At 66.5% G+C, this 13,100-nt stretch carries 11 protein-coding genes; 7 read left to right on the top strand and 4 right to left on the bottom strand.

Going from position 1 to position 13,100, the window contains the following annotated elements:
• Nucleotides 1-112 precede the first annotated feature (112 nt).
• On the top strand, nucleotides 113-3,892 hold the full coding sequence (locus E3T41_RS17055; protein ID WP_092451387.1) for a multifunctional oxoglutarate decarboxylase/oxoglutarate dehydrogenase thiamine pyrophosphate-binding subunit/dihydrolipoyllysine-residue succinyltransferase subunit: 3,780 nt from the start codon (nucleotides 113-115) through the stop codon (nucleotides 3,890-3,892).
• A gap of 312 nt (nucleotides 3,893-4,204) precedes the next feature.
• Here E3T41_RS17055 and E3T41_RS17060 read toward each other — a convergent pair whose 3' ends face one another.
• Together E3T41_RS17060 and E3T41_RS17065 are read right to left on the bottom strand one after the other, a co-directional pair.
• On the bottom strand, nucleotides 4,205-4,447 hold the full coding sequence (locus E3T41_RS17060) for a zf-HC2 domain-containing protein (RefSeq protein WP_092451330.1): 243 nt from the start codon (nucleotides 4,445-4,447) through the stop codon (nucleotides 4,205-4,207).
• Nucleotides 4,444-5,112, bottom strand: coding sequence for a sigma-70 family RNA polymerase sigma factor (locus E3T41_RS17065; protein ID WP_092451332.1), 669 nt, complete (start codon nucleotides 5,110-5,112; stop codon nucleotides 4,444-4,446). Before E3T41_RS17065 ends, E3T41_RS17060 begins: the two co-directional genes overlap by 4 nt.
• Before the next feature lie 105 nt (nucleotides 5,113-5,217).
• Here E3T41_RS17065 and aroA point away from each other — a divergent pair, with 105 nt between their 5' ends.
• The 3 genes from aroA to bcp are packed head-to-tail and all read left to right on the top strand — an operon-like array spanning nucleotide 5,218 to nucleotide 8,193.
• Nucleotides 5,218-6,579, top strand: coding sequence for a 3-phosphoshikimate 1-carboxyvinyltransferase (gene aroA / locus E3T41_RS17070; RefSeq protein WP_134479456.1), 1,362 nt, complete (start codon nucleotides 5,218-5,220; stop codon nucleotides 6,577-6,579).
• Nucleotides 6,580-7,689, top strand: coding sequence for a ribosome small subunit-dependent GTPase A (gene rsgA, locus E3T41_RS17075; protein WP_092451336.1), 1,110 nt, complete (start codon nucleotides 6,580-6,582; stop codon nucleotides 7,687-7,689). It begins immediately after the preceding gene.
• Between the two features lie 24 nt (nucleotides 7,690-7,713).
• Nucleotides 7,714-8,193: a thioredoxin-dependent thiol peroxidase gene (gene bcp, locus E3T41_RS17080; RefSeq protein ID WP_092451338.1), complete on the top strand. Its 480-nt coding sequence runs from the start codon at nucleotides 7,714-7,716 to the stop codon at nucleotides 8,191-8,193.
• 25 nt (nucleotides 8,194-8,218) lie between these two features.
• On the opposite strand, the gene E3T41_RS17085 is transcribed toward bcp, so the two are convergent.
• Entirely contained in the window at nucleotides 8,219-8,668 is a 450-nt protein-coding gene (locus tag E3T41_RS17085; RefSeq protein ID WP_241978890.1) for a hypothetical protein, read from the bottom strand.
• Nucleotides 8,669-8,860: 192 nt separating this feature from the next.
• Between E3T41_RS17085 and E3T41_RS17090 the strand changes: the two genes are divergently transcribed.
• Nucleotides 8,861-9,109 (top strand): WhiB family transcriptional regulator, encoded by a 249-nt coding sequence (locus E3T41_RS17090; protein WP_035837005.1) that lies wholly within the window; start codon nucleotides 8,861-8,863, stop codon nucleotides 9,107-9,109.
• A gap of 202 nt (nucleotides 9,110-9,311) precedes the next feature.
• On the opposite strand, the gene E3T41_RS17095 is transcribed toward E3T41_RS17090, so the two are convergent.
• The gene (locus E3T41_RS17095; RefSeq protein ID WP_092451340.1) at nucleotides 9,312-10,805 is read right to left on the bottom strand and encodes a sensor histidine kinase; all 1,494 of its coding nucleotides are present in this window, start codon (nucleotides 10,803-10,805) and stop codon (nucleotides 9,312-9,314) included.
• A 79-nt stretch (nucleotides 10,806-10,884) separates the two neighbouring features.
• Here E3T41_RS17095 and E3T41_RS17100 point away from each other — a divergent pair, with 79 nt between their 5' ends.
• Both E3T41_RS17100 and E3T41_RS17105 read left to right on the top strand, forming a co-directional pair.
• Nucleotides 10,885-11,349, top strand: coding sequence for a hypothetical protein (locus E3T41_RS17100; RefSeq protein WP_092451342.1), 465 nt, complete (start codon nucleotides 10,885-10,887; stop codon nucleotides 11,347-11,349).
• Nucleotides 11,349-13,079: a DUF5671 domain-containing protein gene (locus E3T41_RS17105; RefSeq protein ID WP_241991223.1), complete on the top strand. Its 1,731-nt coding sequence runs from the start codon at nucleotides 11,349-11,351 to the stop codon at nucleotides 13,077-13,079. Before E3T41_RS17100 ends, E3T41_RS17105 begins: the two co-directional genes overlap by 1 nt.
• The last annotated feature ends 21 nt before the right edge of the window (nucleotides 13,080-13,100 follow it).

Raw genomic sequence — 13,100 nt, forward strand, 5'->3', positions numbered from 1 at the left:
TGACCTGGCGGTCACGATCGTCAGCGACAGGCTCAATGAAAGCGCAGAATGACCCGGCAACGGACCTTGCCGAGGGCATCCAAATTCAAAGCAGAGAGTGGGCGATCCCACGGTGTCAAGCCAGGTAACCGGTGGAGCTTCTGACGAGACAACGTCAGGCGAATTCGGAGCAAACGAGTGGCTCGTTGACGAATTGTATGAGCGATTCCTGATCGACAAGAACTTGGTTGATGAGTCGTGGTGGCCGGTGTTGGAGAGCTACAATCAGACCGCGAACACTCCCATTCCAGCGGATGCTGCCCCCGCAGCAGCGCCAGCAGCATCCGTTTCACCGGCGCCGGCCGCACCCGCCGCAGCCGCACCCGCCGCCGTCCCGGCCGTACCGGCAGCGCCAGCTCAGGTGGCTGAGAACCAGCCGACGGCCCGCACCACCTCGAGCGCGCCGAAGCCGGCCCCGGTTCCCGCCGACGCTCCCGTCACCAGCCCGCAGACCGTCGTCACCGACGAGTCAGCGCCGGTCAAGCAGGACAAGGTCGTTCCGCTGCGCGGTATGGCGAAGTCACTCGCGACCAACATGGTTACGAGCCTGACCGTGCCGACCGCGACCAGCGTGCGCACCATCCCGGCCAAGCTGCTCATCGACAACCGCATCGTCATGAACAACCACATGAAGCGGGCACGCGGCGGCAAGGTCAGTTTCACCCACCTGATCGGCTGGGCGCTGATTCGCGCGCTCAAGATGTTCCCGAGCCAGAACGTCTACTACGACGAGGTCGACGGCAAGCCCTCCGTGGTCGCTCCCGCCCACGTCGGCATGGGCCTGGCCATCGACATGCCCAAGCCCGACGGCACCCGCGCCCTGCTGGTTCCGGCGATCAAGCGTGCCGACACGATGACCTTCGGCGAATACCTCGCCGCCTACGAAGACCTCGTCACTCGCGCCCGCCAAAACAAGCTCACGGCCGACGACTTCGCCGGAGCGACCCTGTCGCTGACCAATCCGGGCGGCATCGGCACCGTGCACTCGGTGCCCCGCCTGATGAAGGGCCAGGGCTGTATCATCGGCGCCGGCGCCCTCGACTACCCGGCCGAATTCCAGGGCTCGAGCGTCAAGACGCTCACCGGCCTGGCCATCTCAAAGACCATCACCCTCACCAGCACCTACGACCACCGCGTTATCCAGGGTGCAGGGTCGGGCGAGTTCCTCAAAATCGTGCACGAGCTTTTGATCGGCCAGCACAACTTCTACGAAGAGATCTTCTCCGCCCTGCGCATCCCGTACGACCCGATCCACTGGGCCCCGGACATCAGCGTCGACCTCGCGAGCGCCGTCGACAAGACCGCGCGGGTGCAGGAACTGATCAACTCGTTCCGCGTGCGCGGCCACCTGATGGCCGACATCGACCCGCTCGAGTACTCACAGCGCAGCCACCCCGACCTCGACATCGCCACCCACGGGCTCACCTTCTGGGACCTCGACCGGTCCTTCGTGACCGGCGGTTTCGGAGCGAAGCGCCAGATGCTGCTGCGCGACATTCTCGGTGTGCTGCGTGACTCGTACTGCCGCACCACCGGCATCGAGTACATGCACATTCAGGACCCGGCCCAGCGCAAGTGGGTGCAGGAGAAAATCGAGAAGTCGTACGTCAAGCCCACCCACCACGAGCAGATGCGTATTCTGGCCAAGCTCAACGAGGCCGAAGCCTTCGAAACGTTTCTGCAGACCAAGTACGTCGGTCAGAAGCGCTTCAGCCTCGAGGGCGGCGAGTGCACCATTCCGCTACTGGACACCATTTTGCAGGGCGCCGCCGAGCAGGGTCTCGACGAGGTCGCGATCGGGATGGCCCACCGTGGCCGCTTGAACGTTCTCACCAACATCGCCGGCAAGACCTACGGCGAGATCTTCCGCGAGTTCGAGGGCACGCAGGACCCACGCACCGTACACGGCTCCGGCGACGTGAAGTACCACCTCGGTACCACGGGCATGTTCCGCGGTGAAGACGGCGCCGAGATTCCGGTGTCGCTGGCAGCGAACCCCTCGCACCTCGAGGCCGGCGACGGCGTGCTCGAGGGCATCGTGCGCGCCAAGCAGGACCGCAAGCCGATCGGCACCTTCTCCACCCTGCCGATCCTCATCCACGGCGACGCCGCGATGGCCGGCCAGGGCGTCGTACTCGAAACCCTGCAGATGTCCCAGCTGCGCGGCTACCGCACCGGCGGAACCGTACACATCGTGGTCAACAACCAGCTCGGGTTCACCACCCTGCCGCAGGATGCCCGCACCAGCGTTTACGCCACCGACGTCGCCAAGACCATCCAGGCGCCGATCTTCCACGTCAACGGGGATGACCCGGAGGCCGTGGTACGCGCCGGCGAACTAGCCTTCGCCTACCGCCAGGAATTCAAGAAGGATGTCGTCGTTGACCTCATCTGCTACCGCCGTCGGGGCCACAACGAGGGCGACGACCCCTCGATGACGCAGCCGCTGATGTACAACCTGGTCGAGGCCAAGCGCAGCGTGCGCAAGCTGTACACCGAGGCGCTCGTCGGCCGTGGTGACATCACCGAGGAAGAATACGAAGCCGCCCACCGCGACTTCCAGGATCGCCTCGAGCGCGCCTTCCTCGAGACCCACGCTGCCCAGACCGCGTCAATCCCGGTCATCACGCCGGAAATGGCCGCCACGGCCAAGGCCGAGGCTGAAGCTCAGGCCCGTGAAGACGCCGCAGGTGAGCCCGAGACCACCGGTGTCCCGGAGAGCGTCATCCAGCTCATCGGTGATGCATTCAATAACAAGCCGGCCGGTTTCACCGTGCACAACAAGCTGCAGCAACTGTTGCAGAAGCGCCTCGACATGAGCCGCAACGGCAATATCGACTGGAGCTTCGGCGAACTGCTCGCGCTCGGCTCGCTGCTGGTCGAGGGCACCCCGGTGCGTTTTGCCGGACAGGATGCCCGCCGCGGCACGTTCGTGCAGCGTCACGCGGTGCTGCACGACCGGGTGAATGGCCAGGAATGGCTGCCACTGGCCAACCTCAAGGACAACCAGGCCCGATTCTGGATCTACGACTCATTGCTGAGCGAATACGCCGCCATGGGCTTCGAGTACGGCTATTCGGTGGAACGCGCCGACGCGCTCGTGCTCTGGGAAGCCCAGTTCGGTGACTTCGCCAACGGTGCGCAGACCATCATCGACCAGTTTGTGTCCTCCGCCGAGCAGAAGTGGGGCCAGCGGTCATCCGTTGTGCTGCTGCTGCCGCACGGCTACGAGGGTCAGGGCCCTGACCACTCCTCAGCCCGCATCGAGCGATTCCTGCAGCTGTGTGCCGAGGAAAACATGACCGTGGCGCGCCCGTCGACGCCCGCGTCGTACTTTCACCTGCTGCGTCGCCAGGCCTACATGCGTCCGCGCCGTCCGCTGATCGTGTTCACGCCCAAGTCGATGCTGCGCCTGCGCGGAGCGACGAGCGCCGTGTCTGAATTGACCAGCGGCAAGTTCGAAGCGGTCATCGACGATGCACGCGTGAACGACAAGAACGCCGTCAAGCGCGTTCTGTTCATGGCCGGAAAGATCTACTACGACCTGCTGAACGAACTCGAGAAGAACCCGAACCCCGAGATTGCTCTCGTGCGCGTCGAGCAGTTCTACCCGCTGCCCGCCGTTGAGCTAAAGAACGTCGCCGCCCAGTATCCGAACGCCGAACTGGCCTGGGTGCAGGACGAACCGGAGAACCAGGGAGCCTGGCCGTTCTTCTACCTGGAGACCAACAAGCTCGGCCCGCGAGCCATCCGGCTGTTCTCCCGTCCCGCGTCGGCCTCGCCGGCGGCAGGTTCAGCCAAGCGCCACGCGGTCGAGCAGGCCAAGCTGCAGCGCGAGGCGCTCACGCTGTAACCGCACATGAAAATGGAGGGTGACCCCGGGGTCACCCTCCATTGGTGTTCCTGCGCGGCGGCGGGCGCGGCCTGGCGGCCCGTGCCTGGCCGGTTGCAACCGGGGCGGGTGCAACGAACACGTGCCCTCAGCGGATGCGCGCGGTCACGCCGCCGCTCGCGGCCCTGGTACCGCTCGTGGCACCCCGCGCTAGAGTGCCACGATCCATGACGAGTGCCACGAGGCTGCGGCGTGGCCGGCCCGCGTGCGAGCGCGGTGGCATCCGTTTGCCTGCCAGCGAACAGCGACAGGCGATTGAACGTGCGCGCTCAGCTAGTGCGAGGCCTGGAGGGCGCGCAGCTTGAGCAGGACCTGGTCGCGCAGAACTTCGGGCGCGGTTTCCTTGCAGGCGCGCTGCATCACCTCGGTCATGGTGCGTCCGATCAGGTGTTCGGCGCTGCAGTCGGTGCAGGTCGCGAGGTGCTCCTGAATGTCGGCCGCATCGTCTTTGCGGAGTTCGTTGTGCAGGTATTCTTCGAGTTCGGCCTTGGCCTTCTCGCAACCACAATCGGTCATTTGCTTGCGCTCCCGGATGTTTTCTGTCCCTGGCCTAGTCCGCGCTCGGCCGCGTAACCGGCCAAGAGCTCACGAAGGAGTCGCCGGCCACGGTGCAGGCGGCTCATCACGGTGCCAATGGGTGTTTTCATGATTTCGGCGATCTCCTGGTAGGAGAAGCCTTCGACGTCGGCGAAGTACACGGCGAGTCGGAAGTCTTCGGGAATGGACTGCAGGGCTTCTTTAACGGCGCTGTCCGGCAGATGGTCGATGGCCTCGGCCTCGGCCGACCGTCCTGACATGGCGGTCGTCGACTCGGCGCCGCCCAGCTGCCAGTCTTCGAGCTCATCGATGGTGCCCTGATAGGGCTCACGCTGCTTCTTGCGGTACTGGTTGATGAAGGTGTTGGTGAGGATGCGGTAGAGCCAGGCCTTGAGGTTGGTGCCCTGCTCGTACTGCGCGAACGCGGCGAAGGCCTTGACAAAGGTCTCCTGCACGAGGTCCTGGGCATCGGACGGGTTGCGGGTCATGCGCATGGCGGCAGCGTACAACTGGTCGAGGAACGGCAGGGCCTGTTCTTCGAACAGTCCGCGGGTCTGCTCGCGCAGCTCGGCCTTGGTCGGTGCAACCAGTTCTGTGTCGTCAACCGGAATAGATTCCGAATTGACGGGCGTGTCTGAAGTCATCACAGGCAATTCTAGGCCGTTCCCCACAGCCAGGGGTCGTTCTAACAGCATTGACACCGTCACGGGCCTCCCTCAGATTGTTATCACCGACTATTCTGATAACCGATGTTGATCTCGAGATATTCCAAGCCGGAGTTTGATCCGTACGGCGACAATTCACCGACCGAAGTGGATGTCTGGTGGCCGGCGCCGAGCATTGGCGCGCCATTGCAGGCGGTGCTGGCTCTGCCGGGCTCGAAATCCCTGACCAACCGGGAGCTCGTCGCATCCGCTCTCGCCAGTGAACCGTCTCTGCTGCGCGCGCCGCTGCACTCGCGCGACAGCGATCTCATGGTCGATGCCCTGCGGCAGCTCGGCGCCACGATCGAGGCCGTTGCGGGCGACGGGGCGTTCGGAACGGACCTGCTGGTGACCCCGCCCGAGGAATTGCTTGGCTCCACCACGATCGATTGCGGCCTGGCCGGCACGGTCATGCGTTTTCTGCCCCCGCTCGCAGCCCTCGCGCTCGGCCCGACCACGTTCGACGGCGATTCCGGCGCGCGACGCCGCCCGATGGGTCCCATCATCGGCGCTCTGCGCGACCTCGGCGGCGATATCAACGACGATGGCAAGCACACCCTGCCCTTCACCGTGCACGGCCGCGGAGCGGTCACCGGCGGAGCGGTCACCATCGACGCCGGCAGCTCAAGCCAGTTCGTGTCGGGGTTGCTGCTGGCCGGCGCACGCTTCGAGCACGGGCTGCACCTCACCCACTCCGGCGAACGGCTGCCGAGCCTGCCACACATCGAGATGACCATCGAGGTGCTGCGCGCGCGCGGCGTCGACGTGTCTACGCCGAACGTCGGCGAGTGGATCGTCGCACCCGGCCTGCTCGCCGGTCGCACGGTCGACATCGAACCCGATTTATCAAACGCGGCACCGTTTCTGTGCGCCGCGCTCGTGGCCGGCGGCAGTGTCACCATCACCGGCTGGCCGGAGACGACGACGCAGGTCGGGGCCGACCTCGCCCAGCTGCTGCCGTTGTTCGGCGCCGTCGTCACGCGCGCCGGTGACCGGCTCACCGTCACCGGGGGCGAGCACATCGTCGGCGTCGACCTGGATCTCTCCGCTGGCGGGGAACTCGCCTGCACCCTCGTCGCTCTGGCCGCCTTGGCCTCGACGCCGAGCACGATCACCGGCATCGGGCACATTCGCCACCACGAGACCGACCGTCTCGCCGCACTGGCGACCGAGATCAATCGGCTGGGCGGCAAGGTCACCGAGCTGCCCGACGGCCTCCGGATCGAACCGGCGCCCCTGCACGGCGGCCAGTGGCTCAGCTACGACGACCACCGCATGGCCACGGCCGGTGCGCTGATCGGCCTCGCCGTGCCCGGCGTCGAGGTCGAGAACATCGGTACGACCGCGAAGACGCTCCCCCAGTTTCCCGAGCTGTGGCACGCGATGATCTCCGAAGCGGCGCTGTAGATGCCCGTGGCGCCGCCCGCTGACGGTTCTGAGGGTCTTGCCGAGGACCTGGCCGGCGATCCCGGCGACACCTGGTGGGCCTCCGCCGCCGACGACGAACCGGAGTTCGACGAGTCGAGCGTGCGGGTGCGCCCCGGCCGCAAGGGCAGTAAACCGCGCTCCAAGACCAGGCCGAGCCATCAGGATGCGCTGACCGGGCGCATCCTCTCGGTAGATCGCGGTCGCTACACCGTCATGCTCGACGAGAATCTGCCCACCGAGCGTCGAATCACAACCGCGCGGGCCAGCGAGCTGCGCAAAAAGGCCGTCGTCAACGGCGACCGGGTCGACATCGTCGGCGACACCACCGGAGCCGAGGGCAGCCTGGCCCGCATCGTGCGCATCGTGCCGCGCGACACCCTGCTGCGGAGGAGCGCCGACGACACCGACGCCGTCGAGCGGGTGATCGTGGCCAACGCCGACCAGATGCTGATCGTGGTCGCCGCGGCCAACCCGGAGCCGCGCATCCGCTTGGTGGATCGCTATTTGGTCGCGGCCTATGACGCCGGCGTGAAACCTATTCTCTGCATCACCAAGACCGACCTCGCCGACCCCGCCGCGTTCCTGGCCAACTTCGCCGGCCTCGACCTGCCCGTGTTTCAAAGCGGGGAGGGCGGGATGCCGATCGAGGAGATCTCTGCGGCGCTGGTCGGCCACGACACGGTCTTCGTCGGGCACTCCGGCGTCGGCAAGTCCACGCTCGTGAATGCGCTCGTCCCCGGCACCAACCGGGCCATCGGCGTCGTCAACACCGTCACCGGGCGCGGGCGCCACACCTCGTCGTCGACGGTGTCACTGCGCCTCGAAACGGATGCCGGCCGCGGGTGGGTTATCGACACCCCCGGCGTTCGCTCCTTCGGCCTCGGTCACATCAACACCGACAATATTCTCAAGGCCTTCACCGACCTCGCGACGATCGCGGAGCGCTGCCCACGCGGCTGCACTCACCTGCCCGATTCGCCGGACTGCGCGATCATCGACGCGGTTGAGGCCGGCGAGCTCGGCGACACCGGCCAGGTGCGCCTCGACTCGCTGCAACGGCTGCTCGCCACGTTTGCGCCCGCCCGCTGAGTCTGCTCTCGATACGATGGAACCATGACGGATTCAGCGCGCCTTGCAGTCGGCGATACGGCCCCCCAGTTCACCCTGACCGACCAGGATGGGGCATCCGTTTCGCTTAGCCGTTTCGCGGGCAGCAAGGTGGTCGTGTATTTCTACCCGGCGGCGATGACCCCCGGCTGCACGACCCAGGCCTGTGACTTTCGCGACAACCTCGGGTCGCTCAAGTCCGCGGGCTACCAGGTGCTCGGCCTGTCGAAGGATGCCCCGGCCAAGCTCAAGACGTTCCAGCAGCATGATGCGGTTAACTTTCCGCTGCTGAGCGACAGCGCACTCGACGTGCACCGCGCCTACGGCGCCTGGGGCGAGAAGAACCTCTACGGCAAGATCGTGACCGGCGTGCTGCGGTCGACGTTCGTGCTGGACGAAGCCGGCGTCATCACCCACGCCCTGTACAACGTCAAGGCCACCGGCCACGTCGCCAGCCTGCGCAAGAAGCTCGGCATCGACGCCTGACCGTCTAGCGGTCATGCGGCCGTGGTCAGTCGGCGTCCGGCTTCGGTTCGTGACTGGTCGCGGCGACGACCTTCGGAGTGAAGACCAGCACGAGCACCACGATCGAGGGGGCGAGCAGCGCCCAGCCGACGTCGGGGCGGGCGTAGATGCCCTGGAAGCAACCGACGGCGATCATGATCTGTACGAGCTGCCAGGTGACCGCGGCTCCGCGAATCCACGGACGCCCGCGCAGGGCGCCGACCGTGATTGCGCTCACCCACACGGCCGCGACGGCCGTCAGTGCCAGCAGGGCAAGCGCGCCACCCATCGAGGTCGGTGTATCGATGAGCAGTTCGAGCACCCACCAGGCCGTGAGCGCCCACAGTGCGAGCGCCTCCAGAGCTACGAGCCCTACGAGCACACCCAGAAGGGGGGCACGACGAAGCGCCCGGAGGTCGATCCGAGCTGGGCGCCGCGCACCAGAGTCGCTGTTCACAGCGAAAAGCCATACAAAACTATTGATTTGATACCTCTATTATGGGACGATATTTGAGGCCCGGTTGACGCTCACAGGGACGTGAGCTGTTTCAACGCGGTTATCGCGCAGATCCCACTTTCCTGCAACCGGCCATCACCCTGCAACTCTGGCCAATCGGCCGTGCACCCATGTAATAAAAGGAGCATCCCTATGGACTGGCGCGATAAAGCTGCCTGCCTCACCGCTGACCCGGAACTTTTCTTCCCGGTCGGTAACACTGGACCCGCTGTGGACCAGATCGAGAAGGCAAAATCGGTGTGCGCTCGCTGCAACGTCACGGAGGTCTGCCTCCAGTACGCACTCGAGACCGGTCAGGACTCTGGGGTCTGGGGCGGCCTGAGCGAGGACGAGCGGCGTGCGCTCAAGCGTCGCGCCGCACGCGCCCGTCGCGCTTCCTAGCAAAGCCGGCACCGCTACAGAACGCGAGCCTACGGCCGTCCGGTATTCCCGGAGGCCGCGGGCTCGTTTTTTTGTGCTCTGCGCGCAGCCGGGCCGCGCGACCGCGCGGAATCGGCATCCGCTCCCCGGGCCCACCGTATGTCCCTGGTCCCAGTTTCTAACCTGGGCCCGGGGACGGGGCCCAGGCCCCGTCCCGAAAGGGCTAGGACTCCTGCATGAAGCGGAGGGGGATCTCGATCGTGACCTCGGTGCCGCTGCCCATCATGGTGTGCCAGTCGATGGTGCCGCCGAGCTCGCCCTGAATGAGCGTGCGCACGATCTGAGTGCCGAGCCCCGAACCGACCTTACCTTCCGGTAATCCGGCACCGGTGTCTCGCACCATGACGGTCAGCGTCTCCTCGCTGCGCTGCGCCTCGATCGACACCTCGCCCTCGCGCCCGGCGAGGCCGTGCTCCACAGCATTGGTGACCAGTTCGGTCAAAACCAGCGCGAGCGGCGTCGCATAGGCGCTGGGCAGGGTGCCGAAGCTACCCGACGACTTGGGATGCACGGTCGTATTGTGAGCGGATGCGACCTCCACCGTGAGCAGCAGCACCCGCTCGAAAACGGCGTCGAAGTCGACGATCTGGCTGAGTCCCTCGGACAGGGTGTCGTGCACGACGGCAATCGCAGCGACCCGCCGCATCGCCTGGGTCAGCGCCTCGCGCGCCCGGTCGGACTGGGTACGCCGAGCTTGGATCCGCAGCAGCGAGGCAACGGTCTGCAGGTTGTTCTTGACCCGGTGGTGAATCTCCCGGATGGTGGCATCCTTGGTGATCAGCTCACGTTCCTGGTGCCGCAGTTCGGTAACGTCCCGCGACAACACGATCGCGCCGACGCGTTCGCCGCGGTTGCGAATGGGAATCGCCCGGAGCGACACCGTCACGCCGCGCGCTTCAATGTCGGTGCGCCACGGTGCCCGCCCGGTGACCACCAGGGGCAGCGACTCGTCCACGACGGCGGTGCCGGTAAGCAGGCCGGTCGTCACCTCGGCGAGCGATTCCCCCTCGAGTTCCTCGATGAAACCCATGCGGTTGAACGCCGAGAGCGCGTTGGGGCTGGCAAAAGTGGTCAGTCCGTCGACATCGAGCCGGAGCAGCCCGTCGGAGGCGCGTGGCGCGCCGCGGCGCGGACCGGTCGGAGCGCCGAGGTCGGGAAAGTCCCCGGACGCGATCATGGCGAACAGATCGTTGGCGCAATCGTTGAAGGTCAGCTCCTGGCGTCCCGGCGTGCGTGCCTCGCTCAGGTTGCTGTGGCAGGTCAGCACCGCCACCGGAGCATCCGTTACCGCAGCACCGGTCGTGCTCAGCCGGCGCAGCACCGGGATAGCCCGCACCCGGGTCGGCGTCTCCTCATACCAGTCGGGAGCGGTGGCGTCGACGATCCTGGCGGTCTCGAACGCCTCGGTAACCTGATTGCGCCACTCGACCTTGATCTGCTGCCCGACGAAGTCGCGATAGAACAGCGTGGCGGCACTCGACGGCCGGGCATGCGCGACGGCGACGAAGCCGCCAGACTGCGCCGGAACCCATACGACAATATCGGCGAAAGCGAGGTCGGCCAGCAGCTGGCCGTCGGCAACGAGCATGTGCAGCCAGTCCACGTCTTCCGCGCTGCTGCGGCCCTGGGCAAGAACGAGATCACTGAGAGTCGACACGCTCACTAGCCTAGATCCCCGCGCGCTCCCCCCGGCACCCGCTGTGGTGATGCCACACCATTGGGTCCATGATGAGAACATGCACACACTGGCGGGCACTAAAGATCGCACCTTGATCGTCATCCTCGGCACTATCGTCGCCCTGGTGCTCGTCGCCCTCGTGGTGGTCTTCACCCGCGGCGCACCGGAACTGCTCGACCCAAACACCCCGGAAGGCGTGGTGCAGGCCTATTCTGCGGCCGTCATCGCCGGTGACGAAGATGCGGCCGAAAAGCTGCTCACCGCAGAGGCCCTGGTGGGCTGTGGGCCCGTCGAACACGGTCCAACCAACAGCCTTCGCGTCGTACTGGTGTCAACGACGGTTCGCCCCAAATCAGCCGATGTCGTCGTGTCCCTGGTCACGTCCTACGACGACGGCCCGTTCGGCGCCTCCGAGTATGAGTTCGAGAGCAATTTCGACCTGGTCAGGGCGGACGGTGCCTGGCTGATCGAGACAGCTCCCTGGGAGCTCTCCATCTGCCCGAACCCGATGGTAACGAAGTAATGTCCATCGTGGTCCTTCTCGTCCTCGTCGCCGTGCTGGGCGTGGGCATGACCGGCATCGTCATCGCTGTGCGCCGATCTCCTAGACAGCCCGGTAGCACATCAACCCCGACGGCACGCCGAGTGGTCGTGTACATCTTGTTGTTCGCGCTCGTGGTCATCGCCGCGATCGGCCTGAGCGGCCTCCTGGGGCGCGCCCTCGATACCGGCACCAACCTGGCCGGTATCGATGTGACCGGACTCGCGCGGTCCCTCGCCTTCACCCTGATCGCCGGCCCGTTCGCCGCGCTGCTCTGGTGGGTGCTGTGGCGGCGGATGGCGAGCGCGGAGCGGGCGTCGATCTCTTGGGGGCTCTACCTGGCCGGCCTGCAGACGGTCGCGATCGTGACCGCGGCTTCTGCCCTGCTCGGGACCCTGGCGGCACTGGTGCGGGGCGACTGGCAGCCGCGCACCCTCGCGGTCGCGCTGATCTGGACGCTGGTGTGGGCCTGGCACCGGTGGATGTCCCGACACCCGTCCAAGAGTCCCATGCAGTTGACGAGCGTCGCGCCCATTCTGAGCTCGATTTTTGGTTTGCTGATCGGAGCGGTCGGGGCGGTGACCGCGCTCGCATCCCTGATCAATGCGGCCGTCGACGCGCTCCAGTCCTCGATCGTCATCGGCGATCCCTGGTGGCGGCTGGCCCTGCAGGCAGGCGTCTGGTTTCTCGGCGGCACCCTGATCTGGTGGTGGCAGTGGATGCGGGAGCGCGCCCGGCTCGTGCGCGGTGTGCTGGCCGATCTTGCCCTCGTCGTCTTGGGGATCGCCGCCGCTGCTGCCGCGTCGCTGGTGGGAACGGGCACGGTGCTGTTCGTGCTGCTCCGGCTGGCCTTTGCCCGGGAGCATCCGCTGGACGATATTCTCGATCCGCTCGGCACCGCCGTGGCGACCGCTCTGGTCGGCGCTCTGGTCTGGGCCTACCACCACGGTCTGCTGCGGCAGCGAGCGCTGCCGACCCGGCTGGCCGCCACCCTCGTCGTTTCCGGCTTCGGTCTGGTGGCTGCGGCTACCGGGCTGGGAATCATCGTCAATGCCCTGCTGTCCGGCCTGGCGCCGGTCGTGGTCGGGTCGGACACGCGCTCCCTGCTGCTCGGCGGGCTTAGCGCCGCAATCGTGGGTGGCCCGGTCTGGTGGGCCGCCTGGAAGCCGCTGCGCCCGGTCGATCCGGTGTCCGCCCAGGTGACGGGCCGCCGGGTCTACCTAATTCTCATCTTCGGGATCAGCGCGATCGTGGCCATTATCACCCTGCTCGTGATCGGCTACCGCATTTTCGAATTCGTCCTCGACGACCTGAGCCGACAGAGCCTGCTCGACCGGGTGCGAGCACCGTTGGGGCTGCTCGTCGCCACCGGCCTCGCCGCCGGCTACCACTTCTCGGTCTGGCGGAGGGACCGCGCTGCGCTGGCTGAGGCCGAGCTGCCCGGCCGTGCCATCCACCGGGTCATTCTGGTCACGGCCGGCGACCCGACCGCGACCCGCGACCTCATCGCCGAGCTGACCGGCGCCGCCGTCACGGTCTGGCAGCGTGCGGCCTCCCCCGACGGCCCTGCACCGATCGACGCTGCACCGATCGACGACGTCCTGCCATCGGCCGAGCGCCTCGGCCTGGCCTTGGCCGGGGTCACCGGAGCACGCGTGCTCGTCGTCGTGGGCGTCGGCGGCAGCGTCGACGTCATCCCGCTGCAGAACTGACCAGCGCAGGCCTGATCGATC

Source organism: Cryobacterium sp. Hh38, from assembly GCF_004403235.1.
In the GTDB taxonomy this organism is placed as follows: Bacteria; Actinomycetota; Actinomycetes; order Actinomycetales; family Microbacteriaceae; genus Cryobacterium; species Cryobacterium levicorallinum.